Genomic DNA, 22196 nt, shown 5'->3' on the forward strand with positions numbered 1-22196 from the left:
TACAGAGGAGCAGCAGCAATCCGCAAAAAATGCACTTATTATCTATACTGTTGAGCTTTCTATTTTAAGTCAACGAATCGCTAACAAGATACTATCGATTCAATAGGGGAGAAAGCCCCCTTTCCACATTACCTTAATCTTGTACAATCGAGCAAAGGATTTCCACAAAAAACAGCTTCCCTTGCTTACCAGCAGTATGGCGCACTGGTTGGGAAGGTAACCAGCGACTGCTGCCGGGCATTTGTTGCGTAATTTTGGGTCTGGTCGGCGCCCCGCCGTCAGCGGTGGTGGGGGCCTTTTCTTCTCGTGATTTTCCTGGCGGTCCACGGCCCGTTTGCTTGTTATGGCTAAAGTTGCAATCAACCTTTCTACCGGTGCTATTCAGCAGGAAGAAATTATTGTCGGTATTGATTTGGGCACCACCAACTCGCTGGTGGCCTACATTCATCCCGAAAACCGCCAGCCCCTAGCCATCAACGACCAGGGCCGGGGTACTATCGTGCCTTCGGTAGTCCACTTTCCGGGTGGCTCCGATGCGCCCATTGTGGGCACCGATGCCAAGGAGTACCTGCTCACCGACCCCCAAAACACGATTTACTCGGTGAAGCGTCTGCTCGGCAAGAGCTACCACGACTTGGGCCAGCACGCCGGCGGCCTGGGCTACAAGGTAATTGACGACAACTCGGAGGGGCTGGTAAAAATCCGGGTTGGTGAGCGGTTCTACTCGCCCATCGAGCTATCGGCCGAAATCCTTAAGGAGCTGCGCCAACGGGCCGAGCACGCCCTCAAAACGCCCGTCAATAAGGCCGTGATTACGGTACCGGCCTACTTCAACGACTCCCAGCGCCAAGCCACCCGCGACGCCGGTCGGCTGGCAGGCCTGGAGGTACTGCGTATTGTGAATGAGCCTACCGCCGCCGCCCTGGCCTACGGCATCGGCCTCAACCCCGACGAGGAAAAAACGGTGGCCGTTTACGATTTGGGCGGCGGCACCTTCGACGTGAGCATCCTACGCCTACACCAGGGCATTTTTGAAGTCCTGAGCACTAACGGCGACACCTACCTGGGCGGCGATGACCTCGACCGGATTGTTGCCGAGCACTGGACCCAGCAACACGAGTTAGCCGACCGACTTGATGGCAACGGCCCACTGCGGCAGGAGCTACGGCTGCTGGCCGAATCGGCCAAGCGCTACCTAAGCCAGCACGACGACTTCGCCGGCAACCTGACCGACGACGTAGTAGTGCGCCTGACCCGCACCGAGTTCGAAACCTTGGCCCACCCGCTGGTCGAGCGGACCATCGACTCGTGCCGCCGCGCGTTGGCCGACGCCAGCCTCACAGCTGCCGACCTCGACGCCGTGCTGCTGGTAGGTGGCTCGACCCGGGTACCACTGGTGTATGACGCCGTATCGGATTTTTTCGGCCAGCCGGCCAACAAGTCGCTCAACCCCGACGAAGTGGTGGCGCTGGGCGCGGCCATTCAGGCCGACATTCTGGCTGGCAACCGCCGCGACGTACTGCTGCTCGACGTGACGCCTCTCACGCTGGGCATTGAAACGCTGGGCGGCCTCATGGACCCCATTATTCCGCGCAACTCCAAAATCCCAACCAAGGCTGGCCGCCAGTACACCACCAGCGTCGACGGGCAAGTGAACCTGAAAATTTCGGTGTATCAGGGTGAGCGGGACGTCGTAAAGGAGAACCGCAAGCTGGCCGAATTCGACCTGCGCGGCATCCCGGCCATGCCGGCCGGCTTGCCAAAGGTTGATGTGAATTTCATTCTCAATGCCGACGGTATTCTAAAAGTAGAGGCCATAGAATTGCGCTCGGGTACCCGCCAGGAAGTGGAAATCAAGCCCCAGTATGGCCTCACCGATGACCAAGTGGAAAAGATGCTGATGGATTCGCTCACCTTCGCCCGCGAAGATGTAGCGGCCCGTATGGTAATCGAAGCCCGCACCGTGGCCGAGCAGATGCTCTACCAGGTGGAGCGGTTCGTGGCTAAAAACGGCCAGCACCTCACCCCCGACGAGCTGACTGCCACCCAGGCTGGCGTCACTCAACTCAAAGCCTCCCTCGAAACCCAGGAAAAAGACGTGATACTGAAGGCCGTTGATGAGCTCGAAGAGCTTACCCGTCCCTTCGCCGAGCGGGTCATGAACATCAGCATCAACCAGGCCATGGCTGGGAAGAAAATTGAGTAGTAGTTAGGAACTTCATTCAGCGCCTCAAGCCACATGCTTTGAATGAAGTTCTTTCTTAATCCTTCACCGAATGCAACGCCTAGCCCAGCTCGCCCAGCAACCCAGCCGCCGAATTATCGGCTTGATGTCGGGCACCTCACTCGATGGGCTCGATGTAGCCCTGTGCCATTTGCACGGGCATGGGCTGGCAACGCGGCTGGAACTAGAGCACTTCGCTACGGTGCCCTATGATGAAGAAACGCGGCGGCGCATCCGGCAGGTGTTCGCCCGCGAGCAGGTAAGCCTAGAGTACCTGACGCTGCTGCATGCCTGGCTGGGCCGTTTTCATGCCGAGTTGGTACTTGGCTGCCTGCGGGAGTGGCAGGTAGCGCCCGCCGAGGTAGATCTGCTGGCCAGCCACGGCCAAACGGTGTACCATGCCCCGGCCCATCAGCACCAGCACCCCGATTTTCCGGGTCTGAACGCCACGCTGCAACTCGGCGACGCCGACCATATGGCCGTGGGGACCGGTATCATCACGCTCAGCGACTTCCGGCAGAAGCACATTGCCGCGGGCGGCGAAGGGGCACCATTAGCGGCATACGGCGACTACCTGCTGCTAGGCAGCTCCACCGAAGAGCGCCTGCTACTCAACCTAGGCGGCATTGCCAACTTCACCTACCTACCCCGCACCGGCCCGGATGCCACCGCTGCATTCAGCACCGATACGGGCCCTGGCAACACCCTACTCGACGCGGTAGTACGCCAGCACTTTTTCCACTTAGCTTACGACGAGGATGGCCTTCTGGCGGCGGCGGGCGCGGTTCATGCAGGATTGTTGGCCGAACTACTGGCGCACCCGTTCTTTGGGGCTCCGCTGCCTCGCACAACTGGGCCTGAGTTATTCGGCACGGTATACCTGCAGGCAGCCCAGGCCCATACTGGCACTACCCAGCTCTCCGTTGAGGACTTGCTGGCCACGCTGGTGGAGCTAAGTGCGGCGGGTGTCGCGCAGGCTGCCCGGCAAGCCTTGGGCGAACAACCCGCTTTGGCCGTGTACCTGAGTGGGGGCGGAGCCCACAACCCAGCGCTACGGGCGGCCCTGCAACGCCATCTGCCCGCCTGCTGTTTCGCCACTACCGCCGACCTCGGCGTGCTACCCGATGCCAAGGAAGCCATTCTCTTCGCCCTGCTCGCCAATGAAGCGGTGGCCGGCCAACCCATTAGTATTGGCACGGGCCGGCAGTGCGTTCCGGCCGTACGCATGGGCAAAATATCGTTGCCAGATTAGCATTAACTGCGTGAACAGCCTCGTGCTTGCGAGCATTCAATGAGCCAGCTTTACCAGACGGAAGCTTTGGATCTGGCGAGCCGTGGAGTCGCGGAACGTGACGTCGAGTTGGATGTGGGGGCGCGGTTGCAGCGTGTCGGCGCGGTAGGTGAAGGCGACGAAGGGCTCGGGGGTAGCGGCGTCGCGCAGGCGGTAACCCAGCTTGTAGAGGTCAAGAACGGGGCCGTACTCGCGGGCGGGCACAGCCAGAAGCTGGGCGGCCTGCCGGAACTGTTTTTCCGATTGCTGCTGCCGGGCGGTAGGCGTCAGGTAGCGGTAAGCCTCTTTCCATTTATGATGGATTATGGCCAGCAGAAATCGCCGCGCCACCTGCACCTGCGAAATTCCGTTCGGCTTAGCGGCCGGGCTCGGTAAGGCTAGCAAGAGTACGAGCATCAGGCTCAATGTCCACTTAGGGTTGCTCCTCTCCCACCAAATTGGTCGCCCGCGCCGGCTGCCGTTACCGCAAGCCAACCTCATTCCTGCTCCTGCGGAACGAGCACGAACACGTCTTCACCCGGCCGCTTCATGATGTACTTCTCGCGGGCAAACTTTTCCAGCAGCTCGGGACTACTGAGCAGTTCGGCCCGGTCTTTCTTCACCTTATCAATTTCGCGCAGGTAGTAGCCCTTATCGGTTTCCAGCTCCTGCCACTTGGCATACATATCGTACTGCCGCAGCACGTCGTTGGCGTCGAACACGAACATCCAACCCAGAAACGCCAGGCTTACTAAAAAGTAGAAGCTCCGCAAAAAACGCGGTACCCGTTCAAACAACTCCGCTATCCGCATAATAAGGCTACTGACTTCCGCTGTATTAGTTATGGTTCCGCTGTTTTCAACGATAACCTAACAAATATCCATTATTACGAGCAATTGCGTGGTCACCCCTACCAACCTTTTTCTCTTGTGTACGCCTTGAAACCAAAACGGTACCACCCTTTGGGGCAGTACCGTTTGCTAGCCGAATATAAAATCAGCGAAATCCAGGCTTAATCACCTGAAGTCAGTAGTCTACATCTTGCGGCCGGGGAAGTAGGCAACCTCGCCCAGCTCTTCCTCAATGCGTAGCAGCTGGTTGTACTTAGCCATCCGGTCGGAGCGCGAAGCCGAGCCAGTTTTGATCTGACCGGTGTTCAGGGCCACGGCCAGGTCGGCTATTGTGTTATCCTCGGTTTCACCCGAGCGGTGGCTCATGATGCTCTTGTAGCCGTGGCGGCGACCCAGGTTGATGGCATCAATCGTTTCGGAAAGCGTACCAATCTGGTTTACCTTGATGAGGATGGCGTTGGCAATCTGCTCATCAATGCCGCGTTGCAGGCGGTTTACATTGGTCACGAACAAGTCGTCGCCTACGAGTTGGGTAGTGCTGCCGATGCTCTCGGTCAGGGCCTTCCAGCCGCTCCAGTCATCCTCATCCATCCCATCCTCGATGCTGATGATGGGGTACTTCTTGGTCCAGTCGGTCCAGTAGCTCACCATTTCCGAAGAGGTCAGCTTGTCGCCGGTGCTCTTCTTGAAGTGGTAGTGACCGTCCTCGTAGAACTCCGATACGGCCGCATCCATGGCAATCATCACGTCGTCGCCGGGCTTATAGCCCGCCTTCTCGATGGCCTGAAGCACAATCTTAATAGCGTCCTCATTGCTTTTGATATTCGGCGCAAAACCGCCCTCATCGCCCACGTTGGTGCTAAAGCCTTGCTTCTTGAGCACTTCTTTGAGGTGATGGAAAATTTCGGTACCCCAGCGCAATGCCTCCGAGAAACTCGAAGCACCCACCGGCATAATCATGAATTCCTGGAAGTCGATACTGTTGTCGGCGTGTGAGCCCCCGTTGAGGATGTTCATCATGGGCACGGGTAGCGTGGTAGCGTTTACCCCGCCTACGTAGCGGTACAGCGGCATGCCTGCCTCGGCAGCAGCGGCGCGGGCAATAGCCAGCGAAGCCCCTAAAATAGCGTTGGCGCCCAGGTTGGCTTTGTTGGGCGTACCATCAAGCTCCAGCATAATCTTATCGAGCAGGCCCTGCTCGAACACCGAAAAGCCAATCAGCTCCTCGGCAATAGTCGTATTCACGTTCTCCACCGCCTGCAACACGCCCTTGCCCATATACATGGACTTGTCATTGTCGCGCAGCTCCACTGCTTCGTGCTTGCCGGTGCTGGCCCCGCTCGGTACGGCGGCACGGCCCACGGTGCCGCTGTCGGTGGTCACGTCCACTTCAACAGTCGGGTTGCCGCGCGAATCAAAAATCTGGCGAGCGTGGATTTCGGTGATAATGCTCATAAGAAAACGGGTTGGTGAAACTGAATGCAAAGTTGCGCAATGGCGCCTATGCCATTGGTCCGCAAGGTAAATAGTATCACCGACGTTTCGCGTCAGTTACTCTCTGTCCTTACTTATTTGCTGCTAGGGGCGGGCATCTAGACTCAGGGTAGAAGAGAAATCCTGGCCGCTGCTCAGGTGAGAACCCCAATACTTAGTCCACAAAAAAAGGCCCGCCAGATGGCGGGCCTTCTTCCAATTATTAAGTAAGCCGGGCTTACGAAACCAATTTACTCAGCGGTTTTCTCCTCGCGGGTCTCACCGTCTTTCAAAGTTTCGGAATCTGTATCCTCGGGAGCCGAAACTTCCGTGGTAGCAGCTTTGGCTTTCTTGGCAGGCTTAGCTTCGGCCACTACTTCAGCCGTCGAATCACCTTCACCAGCCGTTTCTTCGGTGGTTTTCTTGCCACCGCTGCGGCGCGAACGACGGGTGGTAGCCTTGGCTTCACCAGCATTCTTAGCTTCCAGCAGGGTGTCGTTGAAGTCCACCAGCTCAATGATGCACATCTCGGCGTTGTCACCCAGACGGTTCTGGCTCAGTTTGATGATGCGGGTGTAACCACCTGGACGGCCGGCAATTTTGGCTGCAACATTATCAAACAGTTCCTTGAGCACCTCTTTCTGGCCCAGGCTCGAGAAAACGAGGCGGCGTGAGTGCGTCGTGTCGCTCTTAGCTTTAGTGAGCAACGGCTCTACGTACTGGCGCAAAGCCTTGGCTTTGGCTACCGTAGTAGTGATGCGCTTATGCAGGATAAGCGAATTGGCCATGTTGGCAAGCATCGCTTGGCGGTGCGAAGCCGTGCGGCCGAGGTGGTTGAAAGATTTACCGTGACGCATAAAAAGGAGAAAAAGGTATGCTTGCGGACAACGACCACGGCGGAAGGTGCCTTTCGGCTACCATCTCATTAGAACCGCTGCCCCTGGGGCACACTATGAGAAATGTGAAAAAGTCTGCAAATGTACGGAATAGTCAGACATGAAAAATGTGCTAACGTGGAATATGCCATAGCATACCTCGCACATTGAGCACATTTTCACGTAATTCGGCTATTCCTCTTCGAGCTTGTACTTGCTCAGGTCCATCCCGAAGGTCAGACCTTTTTCCTCCACGAGGTTTTCCAGCTCCGTCAACGACTTCTTACCGAAGTTGCGGAACTTCATCATGTCGGCCATGTCGAGCTGTACCAAGTCGCCAAGGCTCTTGATGTCGGCGGCCTTGAGGCAGTTGTAAGCGCGCACGCTCAGATCCATATCCGCCAGTGGCGTCTTCAGGACTTTCCGCATGTGCAACGTCTCCTCGTCCACCGTCTCTTCTTCTTCGGCTTTTACCGTTTCGAAGGTCATGGTGCTGTCAGAGAACAGCATGAAGTGCTGGATGAGGATGTTGGCGGCACCTTTCAGCGCCTCCTCCGGATGGATCGAACCATCAGTATGAATCTCAATCAGCAGCTTCTCGTAGTCCGTCTTCTGCTCTACGCGCGTATTCTCGATGCTGTACTTCACGTTCTTAATAGGCGTGAAGATGGCGTCGATAGCAATCTGTCCGAATACCTGATCGAGGGGCTTGTTCTCCTCGGCTGGCACGTAGCCCCGACCCTTCTGGATCGTGAATTCGAACTCCAACTCCGTACCTGGATCGACGTGGCAAATCACCAGATCGGTGTTAAGCACTTCGAAGCCGTTGGTGAAGTTGTTGATGTCGCCGGCCGCAAAAGTTTCCTGACCCTTGATACGGACCGTGATTTTGTCCTCAATAGCATCACTCACCTTACGGAAGCGCACTTGCTTCAGGTTAAGGATGATTTCGGACATATCCTCAATCACGCCCTCGATGGTCATGAACTCGTGCAGGACGCTATTGGTGCGCACCGAAGTGATGGCGTAGCCCTCGAGCGACGACAGCAGGATGCGGCGCAAAGCGTTGCCGATCGTGACGCCGTAGCCTTTCTCCAGCGGCTTGAATTCAAACGTACCGTAGAAGTCGTCGGATTTCTCCATCACTACCTTCTCCGGCATTTGAAAAGCTAAGATTGACATAAGTGGGGCGGTTTGTTAGATATGAGTAAAAGGTACCAGGTAATAAGACGCTTCCTTGAGGTCCTACTGCCTAATACCCATTACCTGAATTCATTAAAAAGCAGCGAAGCAATGGCGCGGCCCGGGCGTCCGGGCCGCTACCAATTACTTCGAGTACAGTTCGACGATGAGCTGCTCCGTGATATTCTCCGGAATCAGCTCCCGCGAAGGGGCGCTGATGAATTTGCCCACCATGTCTTTGCCTTCCCACTCCAGCCACGAGAAAGCACGCGCATTGCGGGCGCTTAGGCTCGTAGTAATAGTTTCCAGCGACTTCGACTTCTCACGAACGGCCACGATATCGCCGGCGCGGAGCTTGTACGAAGCGATGTTTACAATCTCACCGTTCACCGTGATGTGCTTGTGCAACACCAACTGACGGGCGGCACGACGCGTAGGAGCAATGCCCAAACGGTACACCGTGTTATCGAGACGCGATTCGAGCAAAGCCAGCAAGTTGTCGCCGGTGATACCAGGCAACGCAGCAGCCTTGTGGAACAGGTTCTCGAATTGCTTTTCGAGGATGCCGTACATGTACTTCACTTTCTGCTTTTCCATCAGCTGGACAGCGTACTCGCTCTGCTTCTTACGACGGCCACGGCCGTGCTGGCCGGGAGGGTATGCTTTCTTGGTGAGTGCCTTGCTCGGGCCGAAAATCGGCTCATTGAAGCGACGGGCAATCTTGGTTTTAGGACCAGTATAACGTGCCATTGCGGGGTTGTTGGGAGTTGAAGGGGTGAACTGCTGGTCTGGCCCGAAGCGTTTTTTTTGTAAAAAAAACTTCAGGCTGAACCGGCCGCGCTCAGTTAATTAAACGCGACGACGTTTGGGCGGACGGCAGCCGTTATGGGGCAGCGGCGTCACGTCCTTGATGGTCGTTACTTCAATCCCCACATTACCCAGCGTCCGGATGGCTGACTCACGGCCAGCACCTGGGCCCTTTACGAATACTTCAGCCTTGCGCATACCCAGGTCGTGGGCTACTTTGCCAGCATCGGTCATCGCCATCTGGGCAGCGTAAGGGGTGTTCTTCTTCGAGCCCCGGAATCCCATTTTACCAGCAGATGCCCAAGAAATTACTTGGCCATTGTTGTTGGTGATGGAAATGATGATGTTGTTGAAGGAGGCTTTGATGTGTACCTGGCCTACGGGTTCAACAACGACAACGCGCTTCTTGGCTTTGTCTTTTCTTTTTTGTGCCATTTGGTTATCGCAAAAATGAAACGAAAGTTGTTAGGTTGAATTATGAAGGTAGGCAGCCAAGCAACAGGTGCTAGTCAGCTTGATTCACGCTTTGCAGCTATTAACTCAACCTGATTTTCGTTAATTACTTAGTGGCTTTTTTCTTACCGGCAACGGTCTTACGCTTGCCCTTACGGGTACGCGAGTTGTTCTTGGTGCGCTGACCACGAACGGGGAGACCTTTACGGTGACGCAGACCTCGGTAGCAACCGATGTCCATGAGACGTTTGATGTTAAGCTGCACTTCGGAGCGCAGCACACCTTCGGTCTTGTATTCGGCCGCAATTACGCTCCGAATTTCGCCGGCTTCCTCTTCTGTCCAGTCCTTCACTTTCTTATTCAGGTCAACACCTGCTTTCGAAAGAATTTGCTGGGCCGAAGCGCGACCGATGCCGAAAATGTACGTCAGCGATATTTCGCCGCGTTTGTTATCTGGGATGTCTACCCCTGCAATACGAGCCATGTGGTGAGTTTGGGTTGTTGGCGAGTTAGGGTCTTGGGGCTTGGCCTAGCTTCATGCTCAGTCAGAGGACGGTCAGAACCTAAACCAAGTTCCGGTGTCCCGAAGACCCCAATTTCCAATAATTACCCCTGACGCTGCTTATAGCGAGGGTTCTTTTTGTTGATGACGTAGAGTTTGCCTTTGCGACGGATGATTTTGCAATCGGCGCTACGCTTCTTGACGGACGTTTTTACTTTCATGATGTGAAGGTCTTAGAACTTGGGAACTTAGGGTCTTAGTGGGGAGTCGAAGTCTGAATAGAAATTGGTACCTAAACGGTAACCAAATGCTGAGACCCCAAGCTCCTAAGACCCACTACTTGTAACGGTACACAATCCGTCCCTTCGACAAATCGTAAGGAGACATTTCGAGTTTTACCTTATCTCCCGGCAGAATTTTGATGTAGTGCATCCGCATTTTACCCGAAATATGGGCAATCAATTGGTGACCGTTTTCCAGCTCCACGCGGAACATGGCGTTGGATAAGGCTTCCAGGATGGTACCGTCCTGCTCAATGGAAGTTTGTTTGGCCATAAGGCTACTGTAAGGCTTTTTCTATGTAATCAAAGGAGGTAAGAATTTCCGCCTTGTCTTTACGAACAACAATAGTGTGCTCAAAGTGCGCGGAAGGTTTGCGGTCCTTGGTTCGGATAGTCCAACCATCCTTCTCCTGAATCACACTCTTCGTTCCCAAATTCACCATTGGCTCGATGGCCAGCGTGAGTCCGGTTTGCAACTTCAGGCCCGATCCACGCTTACCGTAGTTCGGAACTTCAGGCCGCTCGTGCAGCTTCTGGCCGATACCATGGCCAACCAACTCCCGGACAACCCCGTATCCTTGCTTCTCAACATGGTTCTGGATTGCGTAGCTTACATCGCCCATTCGGTTGCCCGCTACCGCCTGCTCGATGCCGAGATAAAGCGACTTTTTGGTTTCTGCCAGCAACTGAAGTACCTCTGGTGCCACTTCCCCTATTGGGTAAGTATAAGCACTGTCGGCATGGTAGCCATTAAGCATCACCCCACAGTCAACCGAAACGATGTCGCCGCTTTCCAGGGCGTAATCACTCGGAAAACCATGCACCACAACTGAATTAAGTGAGATGCAGAGGCTATATTCGAAGCCATTGTACCCTTTGAAAGAAGGCTGTCCGCCATGATCCCGGATGAATTCCTCGGCCCGCTGATCCAGCGCCCGGGTGGTAATTCCTTCCCGAATCATTTTGGCTACTTCGCCGTGAGCCTGAGCTAGTACATTCGCACTAGCCTTCATCATATCAATCTCTTCCTCAGTTTTGTAAAAGATCATCTCTATTACGAAGCGAGAGCAATATTCTGTGAACGGCCCCGGGTTTTATTCGTCTTCATCATGCGGTCATAATCGCGCATAAGCAAATAGCTTTTCACTTGGTTCATAGTATCAAGTACAACTCCCACCATAATGATGAGCGACGTACCACCATAGAACTGAGCGAATGGCCGGGTAACTCCAGCAACAGTAGCCAAGGCGGGCAGAATGGCAATAATAGCCAATGCTACGGCACCAGGCAACGTAATGCGAGTCAGCACCTCATCAATGAATTCTGACGTATCACGACCAGGCTTTACACCGGGAATAAACCCGCCGCTCCGTTTCAGGTCATCCGCAATTTGGTTGGGGTTGACACTGATAGCGGTGTAGAAATACGTGAAGATCACAATGAGCAGACCGAATACCACGTTGTAGACCCAATGGTTAGGCTGGAACCAAGTACCGATCAGCGTCGCCGCCTCACTATTCTTATTCCAAGCCGAAGCCGCAATAGCCGGCACGAACATCAACGACTGGGCAAAAATGATCGGCATAACGCCGGCCGCATTCACTTTCATCGGGATATACTGGCGCTGGGAGCTGAGCGACGCGGCCCCACCAATCTGTTTGGCATACTGTACCGGAATCTGCCGCACGGCTTGCGTGAGGATGATAACGGCCATTACAACCACGAACAACACCGCCATTTCGATTAGGAAAATCAACGAACCGCGCATAGTACGGGCTGTAGCTTCCCCAATCAAAGCGCCAGGCAGACGCGATACAATCCCAATCATGATCAGCATGGAGATACCATTACCAATACCTTTGTCGGTGATTTTCTCGCCCAGCCACATGCAAAACAGGGTACCTGCTGTTACAATGATGGCCGTCGACACTGTGAAGAACACCCCAGGGTTGATAATAGCCTCAGCGTTGATTGTGGCAATGAAGCCTACTGACTGCAACGCCACGATTGGAATCGTTAGGATGCGAGTGTACTGACTGATCTTCTTGCGGCCGGACTCTCCCTCCTTCTGTAGCTTCTGGAAGTATGGCACCGCGATGGTCAGCAGCTGCAGTACGATAGAAGCTGAGATATAAGGCATGATGCCCAACGCGAAGATGGACGCGTGACTGAATGCCCCGCCCAGCAGCGTGTCAAGAATACCCAGCACGCCAGTAGCGCCCTGCTTGAGCCGGGTAGGATCAACGCCAGGTAGTACTACGTAGGAGCCAAGCCGATAAATGGCAATGAAAAAAAGCGTATTGAAGATCCGCGAACGCAGATCTTCAATTGCAAAAACATTCTTTATCTGGTCGATAAGTTTTTTCATTGCTACGTCGATGCTTACAGCGTCACGGCTTTGCCACCTGCCTTCTCAATGGCTTCAACAGCCGATTTGGAGAAAGCATGCGCATGTACTTCCAGTGCCTTGGTGATTTCACCACGACCCAGAACTTTGATTTTGGCAGTCTTCGAAGCCAGACCGGCCGTCACGAAGAAGGCAGCGTCCAGCGTAGTGGTCGAGCCATTCTCAGTTAGAGCAGCCAGCACGTCAAGGTTGACAGCTTTGTACTCTATACGGTTGATGTTCTTAAAGCCAAATTTAGGCACTCGGCGCTGCAAAGGCATCTGACCGCCTTCGAAGCCCGACTTCTTGGAGTAACCCGAGCGGGACTTGGCACCTTTGTGACCGCGCGTCGATGTGCCGCCGCGGCCGGAACCCGTACCACGACCGATTCGCTTGATGTTGCGAGTCGAGCCAATGGCGGGTTGGAGATTGCTGAGATTCATGTTCGGGAGATTCCTAGAGTTCGGTTACTTCCAATAAGTGCTGAACGGCTTTGATCATGCCAGACAACTCGGGCGTGTTTTCCACGATCCGGGTGCTGTTCATTTTGCCGAGGCCAAGGGCCTGCACAGTGCGCTTCTGCCGCTGGGGGCGGTCGATAGTGCTTTTTACGAGTTTGATTTGGATCTGCGCCATCGTCTCTTAACCGTTAAAAACTTGAGCGAGGGTAATGCCACGAGCTTGTGCAATCTGCAACGGGTCGCGCATTTTCAGCAGGGCATCGAAGGTAGCCTTCACCACGTTGTGGGGGTTCGACGAGCCTTTCGACTTAGCGAGTACATCCTTGATACCAGCGCTTTCGAACACGGCACGCATTGCGCCGCCTGCAATTACACCCGTACCAGCAGCAGCCGGCTGAACCAGCACGAAACCACCCGAGTACTTGCCTTCCATTACGTGAGGAACGGTGTGCTTATACAGCGGCACCTTCACCAGGTTCTTCTTCGCGTCGTCAATGCCTTTGGCAATGGCGTCGGTTACTTCGTTGGCCTTGCCGAGGCCGTAGCCTACAGTGCCGTTGCCGTCACCTACCACTACAATGGCCGAGAAGCTGAAGCGGCGACCACCCTTTACCACTTTGGCAACGCGGTTGATAGCTACTACTTTCTCTTTCAGATCGGAATCGCCGGTGCGCGAATCGTTATTGCGGTCGTTGCCGCCCTTACGGTCATTGCCACCACCACGACGGTCGTTGCCGCCGCGGTCGTTACCGCCAGCGCGGGGGCCGTTGTTAAATTCTGCCATGATGATAGATTAGAAATTGAGGCCGCCTTCGCGGGCTCCTTCTGCCAATGATTTTACGCGGCCGTGGTAGAGGTAACCGGAACGGTCAAATACCACTTTCGAAATTCCTTTTCCAGTAGCACGGGCGGCAAGCTCTTTGCCGACTGCGGCGGCGAGGGCGACTCCGTTGCCCCCTTCCACCGAAACGTGCTTCGAGGAAGCAGACGCCAGGGTATTGCCAGTAGTGTCGTCAATAATCTGGGCATAAATACCCGTATTGCTGCGGAACACCGACAAACGCGGACGCTCGGACGTGCCAGCCACCTTAGTGCGGATGATGCGCTGGATCCGTTTTCTTCTAGTTGCTTTATCGAAAGCCATGGTGCGTTATTATTTCGAAGCCGTTTTACCAGCCTTACGACGAATCTGCTCACCCACGAAACGCACGCCTTTGCCTTTGTAGGGCTCAACTTTACGCAACGAGCGAATCTTTGCTGCTACCTGGCCCAGCAACTGCTTATCGATGCTGGTGAGGGTAACGATGGGGTTTTTACCTTTTTCGGTCACGGCCGTAGCCGTTACTTCGGCTGGCAGAGCCAAGAAGATATTGTGCGAGTAGCCTAACGCCAGTTCCAGCGTAGTGCCAGCCATAGCGGCTTTGTAACCTACACCTACCAGCTCAAGCTTCTCTTCGAGGCCGTTGCTCACACCGTTCACGGCGTTGTTGAGCAGCGAACGGTAGAGACCGTGCATGGCCTTATGGCGCTTCTGCTCCGTGGGGCGGGTTACAACCAACTGGCCGTCCTCAGTAGCCACGGCGATGTCGCGGTCTACGGGAACCACCAGGGTGCCTTTTGGGCCCTTCACGGTTACGTTGTTGTCGTTGCTCACTTCAATCTGCACGTTGTCGGGCAGATTGATGGGCAGTTTACCAATGCGTGACATAGTTTCTGTTTCCTTTCAGATTAGTAAACGTAGCACAGCACCTCGCCGCCCACGTTCTCGGCCTTCGCCTCTTTCTCCGTCATCACGCCCTTCGACGTGGAGAGAATAGCAATACCGAGGCCGCTGAGTACGCGGGGCATGTTGCCTACGTGTGCATACTGGCGCAAACCAGGCGAGCTCACGCGCTGCAATTTCGTGATAGCCGGCACCTTCGTGGTGGGGTTGTATTTGAGAGCGATTTTGATCGTTCCCTGCACGGCGGCATCATCAAACCGGTAACTCTGAATGTAGCCCTTCTTGTAGAGCACCTTCGTAATCTCCTTTTTGATGTTGCTGGCCGGAATTTCCACCACCCGGTGGTTTGCCTTAATGGCATTGCGTACCCGGGTCAGGTAGTCGGCAATTGGATCTGTGTTCATTCGATTGTGAAAAGGCAGCGCCCATTTTTAGGGAGCCGCAAAGATATGAAAATTTCGCCGGCCCGGAAAGGGTCAGCGAAATTTTCGGTTAAGACTACTCGGCTCGGCTTATAAAGGCTCGGCCAATGGTTTCTTTCGGCAACCTGCCAAATATTCTTGCCCTACAGGAAACCCTGCTTCAGCAATCGTACAGTGGTATTACCAGCTGGACTTGGTTACGCCGGGAATTTTGCCGGCGAGAGCCATTTCGCGGAAGCGTACCCGGCTGATGCCGAACTTACGCATGTAACCACGAGGACGACCGTCGATTTTGTCGCGGTTGTGCAGACGCACGGGCGACGCATTGCGCGGCAGTTTGTCCAAGCCTTCGTAGTCGCCAGCCTCTTTTAGAGCCTTGCGCTTCTCGGCGTAGCGGGCAACGGTAGCGATACGCTTCCGTTCCCGTGCTTTCATGCTTTCCTTAGCCATTGTTTTCTTTCTTAGCGTTGGCGAATGGCATTCCGAAGGCCTTGAGCAGCTCGTAGCTTTGCTCGTCGTTTTCGGCCGTCGTCACGATAGTGATGTCCATGCCGGCAATCGACTTGATTTTGTCAATCGAAATTTCCGGGAAGATGATTTGCTCTTTCACACCCAAGGTATAGTTACCCCGGCCGTCGAAGCCTTTGTCGTTGATTCCTTTGAAGTCACGTACCCGGGGCAGCGCCACAGTCAGCAAACGGTCGAGGAATTCGTACATCTGCTCACCACGCAGCGTCACACGGGCGCCAATTGGCATGCCCTCACGCAGCTTAAAGTTCGATACCGAACGCTTGGCGATGGTAGGAACAGCTTTTTGACCAGTGATGATCGTGAGCTCATCCACGCCGTTGTCGACCAATTTCTTGTCGGCTACGGCGGCACCGATGCCGCGGTTGATGCAGATTTTGCTGATGCGCGGTACCTGCATGATGCTCTTGAACTGGAATTTCTCCTGGAGCGCGGGTACTACTTCTTTGTTGTATTTCTCTTTCAGTCGGGCCATGATCGGGAGCGGTTAGGCGTTGGCCGAGTCCACGCGCTTCACGTTGCTCACGTGAATCGGGGCCTCGATCTTAGTGATGCCGCCCTGGGGATTCTTCGCACTAGGTTTGTTGTGCTTGGTTGCCAGGTTAAGGCCTTCCACGATAACACGCTGGGTCGAACGGTTGACCGACTTGATAGTGCCGGTTTTACCTTTCTCGTCGCCGGAAATCACCAGAACGGTGTCACCAGTTTTCACGTGCAGTTTCGTAGGCGTTGCTTTTTTCGTTGCCATGCTTAGAGAACTTCAGGGGCTAGCGAAACGATCTTCATGAACTGGCGCTCACGTAGCTCGCGGGCTACAGGGCCGAAGATGCGGGTACCGCGGGGCTCGTCGTTATTGTTGAGCAGTACGGCGGCGTTATCGTCGAAGCGAATATAGGAACCGTCCTTGCGGCGTACTTCCTTCTTCGTGCGAACAACAACAGCACGGGAAACCGTACCTTTTTTAGCGTTGCCAGATCCGATAGCCGATTTGATGGCTACTACGATCTTGTCGCCAACACTAGCGTATTTTTTGCCCGTGCCACCGAGGACACGAATGCAAAGAACTTCTTTGGCGCCGCTGTTATCAGCGACGGTCAGACGGGATTCTTGCTGTATCATCTTACTTGGCGCGTTCTATGATTTCTACCAATCTCCACCGCTTGCTCTTGCTAAGCGGACGGGTGCCCATGATGCGCACCGTGTCGCCTTCGCCGCACTCGTTGTTCTCGTCGTGGGCCATGAACTTGGTCGACTTGGTAACGAACTTGCCGTAGATCGGGTGCTTCATCTTGCTCTCGACCATCACCGTGATGGACTTGTCCATCTTGGAGGAGGTTACGCGGCCGATGATTTCTTTGCGCAGGTTCCGCTCAGTGGTAGCGGCAGTGCCCTGCTGTTCTTCGTTGTTTGCCATCGTTAGTTAGCAGTGTTTGTAGCCTGCTCATTCTCGCGACGCTTCAACTCAGTCAGCAGACGGGCGACGTTTTTGCGGGCTTGCTTCAGACGGAGCGGATTTTCCAGCGGCGAGATGGCATGCGCAAAGCGCATGGTCTGGCCCGAGGTCTGCTCGGTCTTCAATTGATTTTTGAGGTCCTCTAGCGAGAGGTTACGGATTTCGGTGTTCTTCATCTTACTTGTTATCTACGTAGTCACGACGAACAACAAACGACGTCCGTACCGGCAGTTTCTGAGCAGCCAGACGCAGCGACTCTTGAGCTACTTCCAGCGTTACCCCGTCCGATTCGAACATGATAGTGCCAGGCTTCACACAGGCCACCCAATACTCGGGCGAACCCTTACCCTTACCCATCCGCACTTCAGCAGGCTTCTTGGTAATAGGCTTATCAGGGAAAATGCGGATCCAAACTTGACCTTCGCGCTTCATGGCGCGGGTCATGGCAATACGAGCAGCCTCAATCTGGCGAGCCGTAATCCACGCTTGTTCCAGCGACTTGATAGCAAATGAACCGAAGTCGATGGAGCTGCCGCGATGGGCTAAGCCATGTATGCGACCCTTTTGCATCTTGCGATACTTGGTCCTTTTCGGTTGTAACATGAGTGATACTGTCTTAAAATTCGAGAGAAAGGGAGAGGACTAGCGACGCGGTGCGCCACCGCCACGGTTAGCACCGCCGGCACCGCCTGGGCCACCCGGACCCCGACGCTGACCACCGGCTCCACCGCCGCGGCTGTCGCCGCCCCGGTCACCACCACGGCTGTCGCCACCCCGGTCGTTACGGTCGCGGCGCGGGCCACGCTCACCACGAGGGCCCCGGTCGTTACCGCCACGGCTGTCGCCCTGGCCGCCTGCGGGCTGCTGGTTAGGCGAGAGGTCGGGCTTGCCGAATACCTCGCCACGCATGATCCACACCTTGATGCCGATCTTGCCATATACCGTCTGAGCTTCCGAGAGAGCGTAGTCGATGTCAGCGCGCAGCGTATGCAACGGCGTACGACCTTCCTTGTACTGCTCGGAGCGGGCGATTTCAGCACCACCCAAACGACCACCGCACTGAATCTTGATGCCTTCGGCACCAACACGCATAGCAGCCTGGATCGACATCTTCATGGCGCGACGGAACGAAATCCGGGCGGCCAGCTGCTGAGCGATGCTCTCGCCTACCAGCTTAGCATCCAGCTCGGGACGCTTGATCTCGAAAATGTTGATCTGAACGTCTTTGCCGGTGATCTGCTTCAGCTCGTCCTTGATCTTGTCCACTTCGGCGCCGCCTTTGCCAATCACTACGCCCGGACGGGCTGTGTTGATGGTAATGGTTACGCGCTTCAGCGTGCGCTCAATCACGATGCGGCTGATGCCACCTTTCGGAATACGAGCGTTGATGTATTTGCGGATTTTTTCGTCCTCAACCAACTTGTCGGCAAAGTCCTTGCCGCCGTACCAGTTCGAGTCCCATCCTTTAATGACGCCCAAACGGAAGCCAACCGGATTTACTTTCTGTCCCATAGTGCTTATGCGGTGGCTTCTGCCTTGGTTTCAGTTGATTTCTTCGAGCTGCGACGCGCAGCTTTCGGCTTGGCTTCTGCCGTAGCCTCAGTGCCTTTTGTCTCAGCAGCCTGCTTGGCGGCAGCTTTGCTACCAAGTGGTTCTACTTTCGAGTCAATGATCAGCGTCACGTGGTTGCTACGCTTGCGAATACGGTGGCCACGGCCCTGGGGGGCGGGGCGCAGACGCTTTAGCATGCGGCCTTCATCCACGAAAATCTCCTTGATGTAGAGATTAGCGTCCTCGATGCGCTCATCCTCGTTCTTCTGCTGCCAGTTGGCCAGAGCCGACAGGAGCAGTTTCTCGATTTTAGGGGCACCTGAGTTGGCCTCAAATTTCAGCAGGCCGAGGGCCCGGGTCACTTTCTGACCACGGACCAGGTTGGCTACCAAGCGCATCTTGCGCGGCGAGGTAGGCACGTTCCGGAGTTTAGCTACTGCTTCCATATTAGCGCTTGCCTTTATCTTTCTTGGCGATATGGCCGCGGAAGTTACGGGTCGGAGCAAACTCACCGAGTTTGTGTCCTACCATGTTCTCCGTGACATACACCGGGATGAACTTATTGCCGTTGTGAACGGCGAAGGTGTGGCCAACGAAGTCGGGCGAAATCATCGAGCGGCGAGACCAAGTCTTCACCACCGACTTTTTGCCGGATTCCTCCATTGCCGTTACTTTCTTCTCGAGCCGGAAGTCAATGTACGGCCCTTTTTTTAGTGAACGTGCCATTGCTTACTTCTTGCCTTTACGGTTGATGATCAGCTGCTCGGAATACTTGTTCTTGTTACGGGTCTTCTGACCTTTCGAGAAGATACCGTTACGGCTGCGTGGGTGACCACCCGACGACTTGCCTTCACCACCACCCATTGGGTGATCTACGGGGTTCATGGCTACACCACGAACGCGCGGACGACGACCCAACCAGCGGTTACGGCCAGCCTTACCGAGGCGAACATTCATGTGGTCGCCGTTAGAAACGGTGCCTACCGTAGCCATGCAGGTAACGAGTACCATGCGCATTTCGCCGGAGGGCAGTTTCAGGGTGGCGTACTTCTCTTCGCGAGCTACCAGCTGGGCGTAAGTTCCGGCCGAGCGGGCCATTGCAGCACCATTACCGGGCATCAGCTCGATATTGTGTACAATGGTACCCAGCGGAATTTCGCGCAGAGGTAGGGCATTACCAACTTCCGGTGCAACGCCCGAACCCGACACTACCTCATTGCCTACTACCAAACCGGCAGGAGCAATGATGTAGCGCTTTTCACCGTCGGCATACTGCAACAAAGCAATACGCGCGGTGCGGTTCGGATCGTATTCAATCGTCTTCACCGTGGCGGGCACGGAGGCCTTGTCACGCTTGAAGTCGATGATCCGGTACTTGGCTTTATGTCCACCGCCCATATAGCGGTTCGACATTTTGCCCGAATTGTTACGGCCACCGGAGTTTTTGAGGGGTGCCAACAGCGACTTCTCCGGCGTCGACGCAGTAATCTCGTCGAAGGCCGGGGCGATGCGGAAGCGCTGACCCGGTGATGTTGGTCTTAGTTTTTTGAGTGCCATTACTCTTGCTTAGGAAAAATTCTTGGCGGAAAGACAGGCTTAGAGGCCGCTGTAGAAGTCGATCAGGTCGCCTTCTTTCACGGTAACCACGGCCTTTTTGCCGTGCGGACGACGACCCGAGATGGATCCGCCCTTCGTGAACTTGGACTTCACTTTGCCGATGGTGCGCATCGTGCTGATGTTGGTCACCGTCACGCCGTAAAGCTGCTCAATCTCTTTCTTGATCTGCACCTTGTTGGCATCGATATCAACGTAGAAGGAATACTTCCCTTGTTCGTTGAGCCCAGTGGCCTTCTCCGATAGGATGGGTTTCTTGAGAGTGCTCATTATTCAGCAGTGGTATAAAGTTGTTCCAATGCCGTCAGCCCATCCTCCGATAGCAGCAGCGTATCGGTGTTCAGCAGATCGTGGGTGTTGAGGGCTACGGGGGTAGCCACGCTCACGCGCTGGATGTTACGGGCCGACAGGACCACGTTCTTATCAACCGCGCCCGTTACGAGCAGGGTCTTCTTGCCGTTGTTCAGCTTCAGACCAGCCATGATAGCGGCGAAGTCCTTGGTCTTCACGGCCGACATCGTAATGTTTTCCACTACCGATATCTTACCGTCCTGGGCCAGCGTCGAGAGAGCCGACAGACGGGCCAGGCGCTTGGTCTTTTTGTTGAGCTTGAAGCCGTAGTCACGGGGCTGAGGACCGAAAATCCGGCCGCCACCTACGAATACGCCCGACTTCATAGAGCCGGCACGGGCACCGCCCGTTCCTTTCTGCTTCTTGAGCTTCTTGGTCGTACCGTGCACTTCGTTGCGCTGCTTCGACTTGTGCGTGCCCTGGCGCTGGTTGGCCAAGTACTGCTTCACGTCGAGGTACATCACGTGCTCGTTCGGCTCCATGCCGAAGATAGCGTCGGACAAGGTCACCTTGCGGCCCGTGTCTTCGCCTTTACTATTGATTACTGACAGTTCCATCTTAGTAGCTTATTTCTCCAGGAGCACGAAAGAGTTCTTGGCACCGGGAATCGAGCCGCTCACCAGAATGAGGTTTTTGTCGGCTACAATGCGCATAACCTTCAGGTTTTGCACTTTCACCCGGTCGTTGCCCATGCGGCCACCCATGCGCATTCCTTTGAATACGCGCGAAGGCCACGAGCAGGCACCAATGGAGCCAGGGTGACGGCCGCGGTTGTGCTGGCCGTGGGTTTGGCCACCTACACCAGCAAAGTTGTAGCGCTTTACAACGCCCTGGAAGCCTTTACCCTTAGAGGTACCTACTACGTCAACAAATTCACCTTCGATGAAAAGCGACGTGTTGATTTCAGCACCGGCCGAGTAATCAGCCATTTCAGCTTCCTCGAGGCGGAACTCAACAAGCTTCTTCTTGGGGGTTGTTCCGGCTTTAGCGAAGTGACCTACCAATGGCTTGGTCGTGTTCTTTGCTTTTTTCTCGCCGTAGCCGAGTTGAACGGCCGTGTAGCCGTCCGTTGCGATGGTCTTAACCTGCGTCACTACGCACGGACCCGCTTCGATGAGCGTGCAGGGAATGTTCTTCCCGTCCGGAGTGAAGAGGCTTGTCATACCGATTTTTTTACCGATGATGCCAGGCATTCAATTGGGGTTTTAGAAAAAGACACAACTCGAAAACGCCCGCATGGCATTTTCGGAAATGGAGTGCAAAGCTAGGAAAATGTTCTGTAAATATCTAGGATGCCTCTGAAATATTTTCATAACTAGGTAGTTAGAGTGGCATTCGACACCTGTAGAGTTAACTCGATGGAATTGCCATACTCGTTCAAATCAATCTTACTCTACCTCACACTAGATGCGCAAAAACGCCCCACCGACTCCGAGAAGTCAATGGGGCGTTTCAGGTTAGCTAGCTAACGGAAATCCGGTCCTCAGACTTTGATTTCAACGTCAACACCGCTAGGCAACTCCAGTTTCATCAGCGCATCTACGGTCTTCGACGAAGTCGAGTAGATGTCAACGAGACGCTTGTAGGTGCAAAGCTGGAATTGCTCCCGGCTCTTCTTGTTCACGTGGGGCGAACGGAGTACGGTGAATTTTTCCTTTTTTGTGGGCAGGGGAATCGGACCGCTAACGATAGCGCCCGTAGCCTTCACCGCCGTCACAATCTTCTCCGACGATTTGTCCACCAAGTTGTGGTCGTAGGATTTGAGCTTGATGCGAATTTTCTGGTTCAT

34 protein-coding genes and 1 pseudogene are annotated in these 22196 nt (G+C 54.8%); 2 read left to right on the top strand and 33 right to left on the bottom strand.

Features of this window, described 5'->3' with window-relative positions; all coding sequences use genetic code 11:
• The first annotated feature begins 343 nt into the window (after positions 1–343).
• Positions 344–2206 (top strand): Fe-S protein assembly chaperone HscA, encoded by a 1863-nt coding sequence (hscA, locus tag CDA63_RS00215; protein WP_088462438.1) that lies wholly within the window; start codon positions 344–346, stop codon positions 2204–2206.
• A gap of 70 nt (positions 2207–2276) precedes the next feature.
• Positions 2277–3476 carry an anhydro-N-acetylmuramic acid kinase gene (locus CDA63_RS00220; RefSeq protein WP_088462439.1) on the top strand — a complete coding sequence of 400 codons (1200 nt, stop codon included), beginning with the start codon at positions 2277–2279 and terminating at the stop codon, positions 3474–3476.
• A 36-nt stretch (positions 3477–3512) separates the two neighbouring features.
• On the opposite strand, the gene CDA63_RS00225 is transcribed toward CDA63_RS00220, so the two are convergent.
• The 33 genes and pseudogenes from CDA63_RS00225 to rpsJ form a co-directional block, all read right to left on the bottom strand.
• Entirely contained in the window at positions 3513–3911 is a 399-nt protein-coding gene (locus tag CDA63_RS00225; protein WP_088462440.1) for a hypothetical protein, read from the bottom strand.
• Between the two features lie 80 nt (positions 3912–3991).
• Positions 3992–4306, bottom strand: a complete 315-nt coding sequence (locus tag CDA63_RS00230; protein ID WP_088462441.1) for an FtsB family cell division protein — start codon at positions 4304–4306, stop codon at positions 3992–3994.
• Positions 4307–4528: 222 nt separating this feature from the next.
• A complete protein-coding gene (eno, locus tag CDA63_RS00235) occupies positions 4529–5800 on the bottom strand; it encodes a phosphopyruvate hydratase (RefSeq protein ID WP_088462442.1) in 1272 nt (423 codons plus the stop codon).
• Positions 5801–6069: 269 nt separating this feature from the next.
• Positions 6070–6675: a 50S ribosomal protein L17 gene (gene rplQ / locus CDA63_RS00240; RefSeq protein ID WP_088462443.1), complete on the bottom strand. Its 606-nt coding sequence runs from the start codon at positions 6673–6675 to the stop codon at positions 6070–6072.
• 210 nt (positions 6676–6885) lie between these two features.
• On the bottom strand, positions 6886–7875 hold the full coding sequence (locus CDA63_RS00245; RefSeq protein ID WP_088462444.1) for a DNA-directed RNA polymerase subunit alpha: 990 nt from the start codon (positions 7873–7875) through the stop codon (positions 6886–6888).
• A gap of 144 nt (positions 7876–8019) precedes the next feature.
• Positions 8020–8625, bottom strand: a complete 606-nt coding sequence (gene rpsD / locus CDA63_RS00250) for a 30S ribosomal protein S4 (protein WP_088462445.1) — start codon at positions 8623–8625, stop codon at positions 8020–8022.
• A 99-nt stretch (positions 8626–8724) separates the two neighbouring features.
• Positions 8725–9117, bottom strand: coding sequence for a 30S ribosomal protein S11 (rpsK, locus tag CDA63_RS00255; RefSeq protein ID WP_088462446.1), 393 nt, complete (start codon positions 9115–9117; stop codon positions 8725–8727).
• Positions 9118–9241: 124 nt separating this feature from the next.
• Positions 9242–9619 carry a 30S ribosomal protein S13 gene (gene rpsM / locus CDA63_RS00260; protein WP_088462447.1) on the bottom strand — a complete coding sequence of 126 codons (378 nt, stop codon included), beginning with the start codon at positions 9617–9619 and terminating at the stop codon, positions 9242–9244.
• Positions 9620–9741: 122 nt separating this feature from the next.
• Positions 9742–9858, bottom strand: coding sequence for a 50S ribosomal protein L36 (rpmJ, locus tag CDA63_RS00265; RefSeq protein ID WP_088462448.1), 117 nt, complete (start codon positions 9856–9858; stop codon positions 9742–9744).
• Positions 9859–9973: 115 nt separating this feature from the next.
• On the bottom strand, positions 9974–10192 hold the full coding sequence (infA, locus tag CDA63_RS00270) for a translation initiation factor IF-1 (RefSeq protein WP_019946152.1): 219 nt from the start codon (positions 10190–10192) through the stop codon (positions 9974–9976).
• 4 nt (positions 10193–10196) lie between these two features.
• The gene (gene map, locus CDA63_RS00275; RefSeq protein WP_088462449.1) at positions 10197–10967 is read right to left on the bottom strand and encodes a type I methionyl aminopeptidase; all 771 of its coding nucleotides are present in this window, start codon (positions 10965–10967) and stop codon (positions 10197–10199) included.
• 5 nt (positions 10968–10972) lie between these two features.
• Positions 10973–12286: a preprotein translocase subunit SecY gene (gene secY / locus CDA63_RS00280; RefSeq protein WP_088462450.1), complete on the bottom strand. Its 1314-nt coding sequence runs from the start codon at positions 12284–12286 to the stop codon at positions 10973–10975.
• Positions 12287–12300: 14 nt separating this feature from the next.
• Positions 12301–12747: a 50S ribosomal protein L15 gene (rplO, locus tag CDA63_RS00285; RefSeq protein ID WP_088462451.1), complete on the bottom strand. Its 447-nt coding sequence runs from the start codon at positions 12745–12747 to the stop codon at positions 12301–12303.
• Between the two features lie 13 nt (positions 12748–12760).
• On the bottom strand, positions 12761–12940 hold the full coding sequence (rpmD, locus tag CDA63_RS00290) for a 50S ribosomal protein L30 (RefSeq protein ID WP_088462452.1): 180 nt from the start codon (positions 12938–12940) through the stop codon (positions 12761–12763).
• Positions 12941–12946: 6 nt separating this feature from the next.
• The gene (gene rpsE / locus CDA63_RS00295) at positions 12947–13549 is read right to left on the bottom strand and encodes a 30S ribosomal protein S5 (protein ID WP_242434502.1); all 603 of its coding nucleotides are present in this window, start codon (positions 13547–13549) and stop codon (positions 12947–12949) included.
• Between the two features lie 9 nt (positions 13550–13558).
• Positions 13559–13909, bottom strand: coding sequence for a 50S ribosomal protein L18 (gene rplR / locus CDA63_RS00300; RefSeq protein WP_044515439.1), 351 nt, complete (start codon positions 13907–13909; stop codon positions 13559–13561).
• Between the two features lie 9 nt (positions 13910–13918).
• Positions 13919–14473, bottom strand: a complete 555-nt coding sequence (gene rplF, locus CDA63_RS00305) for a 50S ribosomal protein L6 (RefSeq protein WP_088462453.1) — start codon at positions 14471–14473, stop codon at positions 13919–13921.
• 20 nt (positions 14474–14493) lie between these two features.
• Complete coding sequence (gene rpsH / locus CDA63_RS00310; protein ID WP_088462454.1) at positions 14494–14892, bottom strand: 30S ribosomal protein S8; 399 nt, start codon at positions 14890–14892, stop codon at positions 14494–14496.
• 198 nt (positions 14893–15090) lie between these two features.
• Positions 15091–15360, bottom strand: coding sequence for a 30S ribosomal protein S14 (rpsN, locus tag CDA63_RS00315; protein ID WP_088462455.1), 270 nt, complete (start codon positions 15358–15360; stop codon positions 15091–15093).
• On the bottom strand, positions 15353–15913 hold the full coding sequence (gene rplE, locus CDA63_RS00320) for a 50S ribosomal protein L5 (RefSeq protein WP_088462456.1): 561 nt from the start codon (positions 15911–15913) through the stop codon (positions 15353–15355). The genes rpsN and rplE overlap by 8 nt, the downstream gene beginning before the upstream one ends.
• A gap of 27 nt (positions 15914–15940) precedes the next feature.
• Positions 15941–16186, bottom strand: a pseudogene (gene rplX, locus CDA63_RS00325) (50S ribosomal protein L24); the annotation flags it as partial.
• A 2-nt stretch (positions 16187–16188) separates the two neighbouring features.
• Entirely contained in the window at positions 16189–16557 is a 369-nt protein-coding gene (gene rplN / locus CDA63_RS00330) for a 50S ribosomal protein L14 (RefSeq protein ID WP_088462458.1), read from the bottom strand.
• Between the two features lies 1 nt (position 16558).
• Complete coding sequence (rpsQ, locus tag CDA63_RS00335; protein WP_088462459.1) at positions 16559–16852, bottom strand: 30S ribosomal protein S17; 294 nt, start codon at positions 16850–16852, stop codon at positions 16559–16561.
• Between the two features lie 2 nt (positions 16853–16854).
• Positions 16855–17067 (bottom strand): 50S ribosomal protein L29, encoded by a 213-nt coding sequence (rpmC, locus tag CDA63_RS00340; protein WP_088462460.1) that lies wholly within the window; start codon positions 17065–17067, stop codon positions 16855–16857.
• Position 17068: 1 nt separating this feature from the next.
• Entirely contained in the window at positions 17069–17494 is a 426-nt protein-coding gene (rplP, locus tag CDA63_RS00345; protein WP_088462461.1) for a 50S ribosomal protein L16, read from the bottom strand.
• Positions 17495–17533: 39 nt separating this feature from the next.
• Positions 17534–18403 (bottom strand): 30S ribosomal protein S3, encoded by an 870-nt coding sequence (gene rpsC / locus CDA63_RS00350; RefSeq protein ID WP_088462462.1) that lies wholly within the window; start codon positions 18401–18403, stop codon positions 17534–17536.
• Positions 18404–18408: 5 nt separating this feature from the next.
• A complete protein-coding gene (gene rplV, locus CDA63_RS00355) occupies positions 18409–18888 on the bottom strand; it encodes a 50S ribosomal protein L22 (RefSeq protein ID WP_088462463.1) in 480 nt (159 codons plus the stop codon).
• A 1-nt stretch (position 18889) separates the two neighbouring features.
• On the bottom strand, positions 18890–19168 hold the full coding sequence (gene rpsS, locus CDA63_RS00360; RefSeq protein ID WP_088462464.1) for a 30S ribosomal protein S19: 279 nt from the start codon (positions 19166–19168) through the stop codon (positions 18890–18892).
• Positions 19169–19171: 3 nt separating this feature from the next.
• Positions 19172–19999 (bottom strand): 50S ribosomal protein L2, encoded by an 828-nt coding sequence (gene rplB, locus CDA63_RS00365; protein ID WP_088462465.1) that lies wholly within the window; start codon positions 19997–19999, stop codon positions 19172–19174.
• Positions 20000–20038: 39 nt separating this feature from the next.
• Complete coding sequence (gene rplW / locus CDA63_RS00370; protein ID WP_088462466.1) at positions 20039–20326, bottom strand: 50S ribosomal protein L23; 288 nt, start codon at positions 20324–20326, stop codon at positions 20039–20041.
• Positions 20326–20964 (bottom strand): 50S ribosomal protein L4, encoded by a 639-nt coding sequence (gene rplD, locus CDA63_RS00375; protein WP_088462467.1) that lies wholly within the window; start codon positions 20962–20964, stop codon positions 20326–20328. Before rplD ends, rplW begins: the two co-directional genes overlap by 1 nt.
• Before the next feature lie 9 nt (positions 20965–20973).
• Positions 20974–21600 carry a 50S ribosomal protein L3 gene (gene rplC / locus CDA63_RS00380; RefSeq protein WP_088462468.1) on the bottom strand — a complete coding sequence of 209 codons (627 nt, stop codon included), beginning with the start codon at positions 21598–21600 and terminating at the stop codon, positions 20974–20976.
• Between the two features lie 290 nt (positions 21601–21890).
• Positions 21891–22196 (bottom strand): 30S ribosomal protein S10, encoded by a 306-nt coding sequence (rpsJ, locus tag CDA63_RS00385; RefSeq protein WP_019946175.1) that lies wholly within the window; start codon positions 22194–22196, stop codon positions 21891–21893.

Origin of the sequence: Hymenobacter amundsenii, from assembly GCF_002204745.1 — a bacterium.
GTDB lineage: Bacteria > Bacteroidota > Bacteroidia > Cytophagales > Hymenobacteraceae > Hymenobacter > Hymenobacter amundsenii.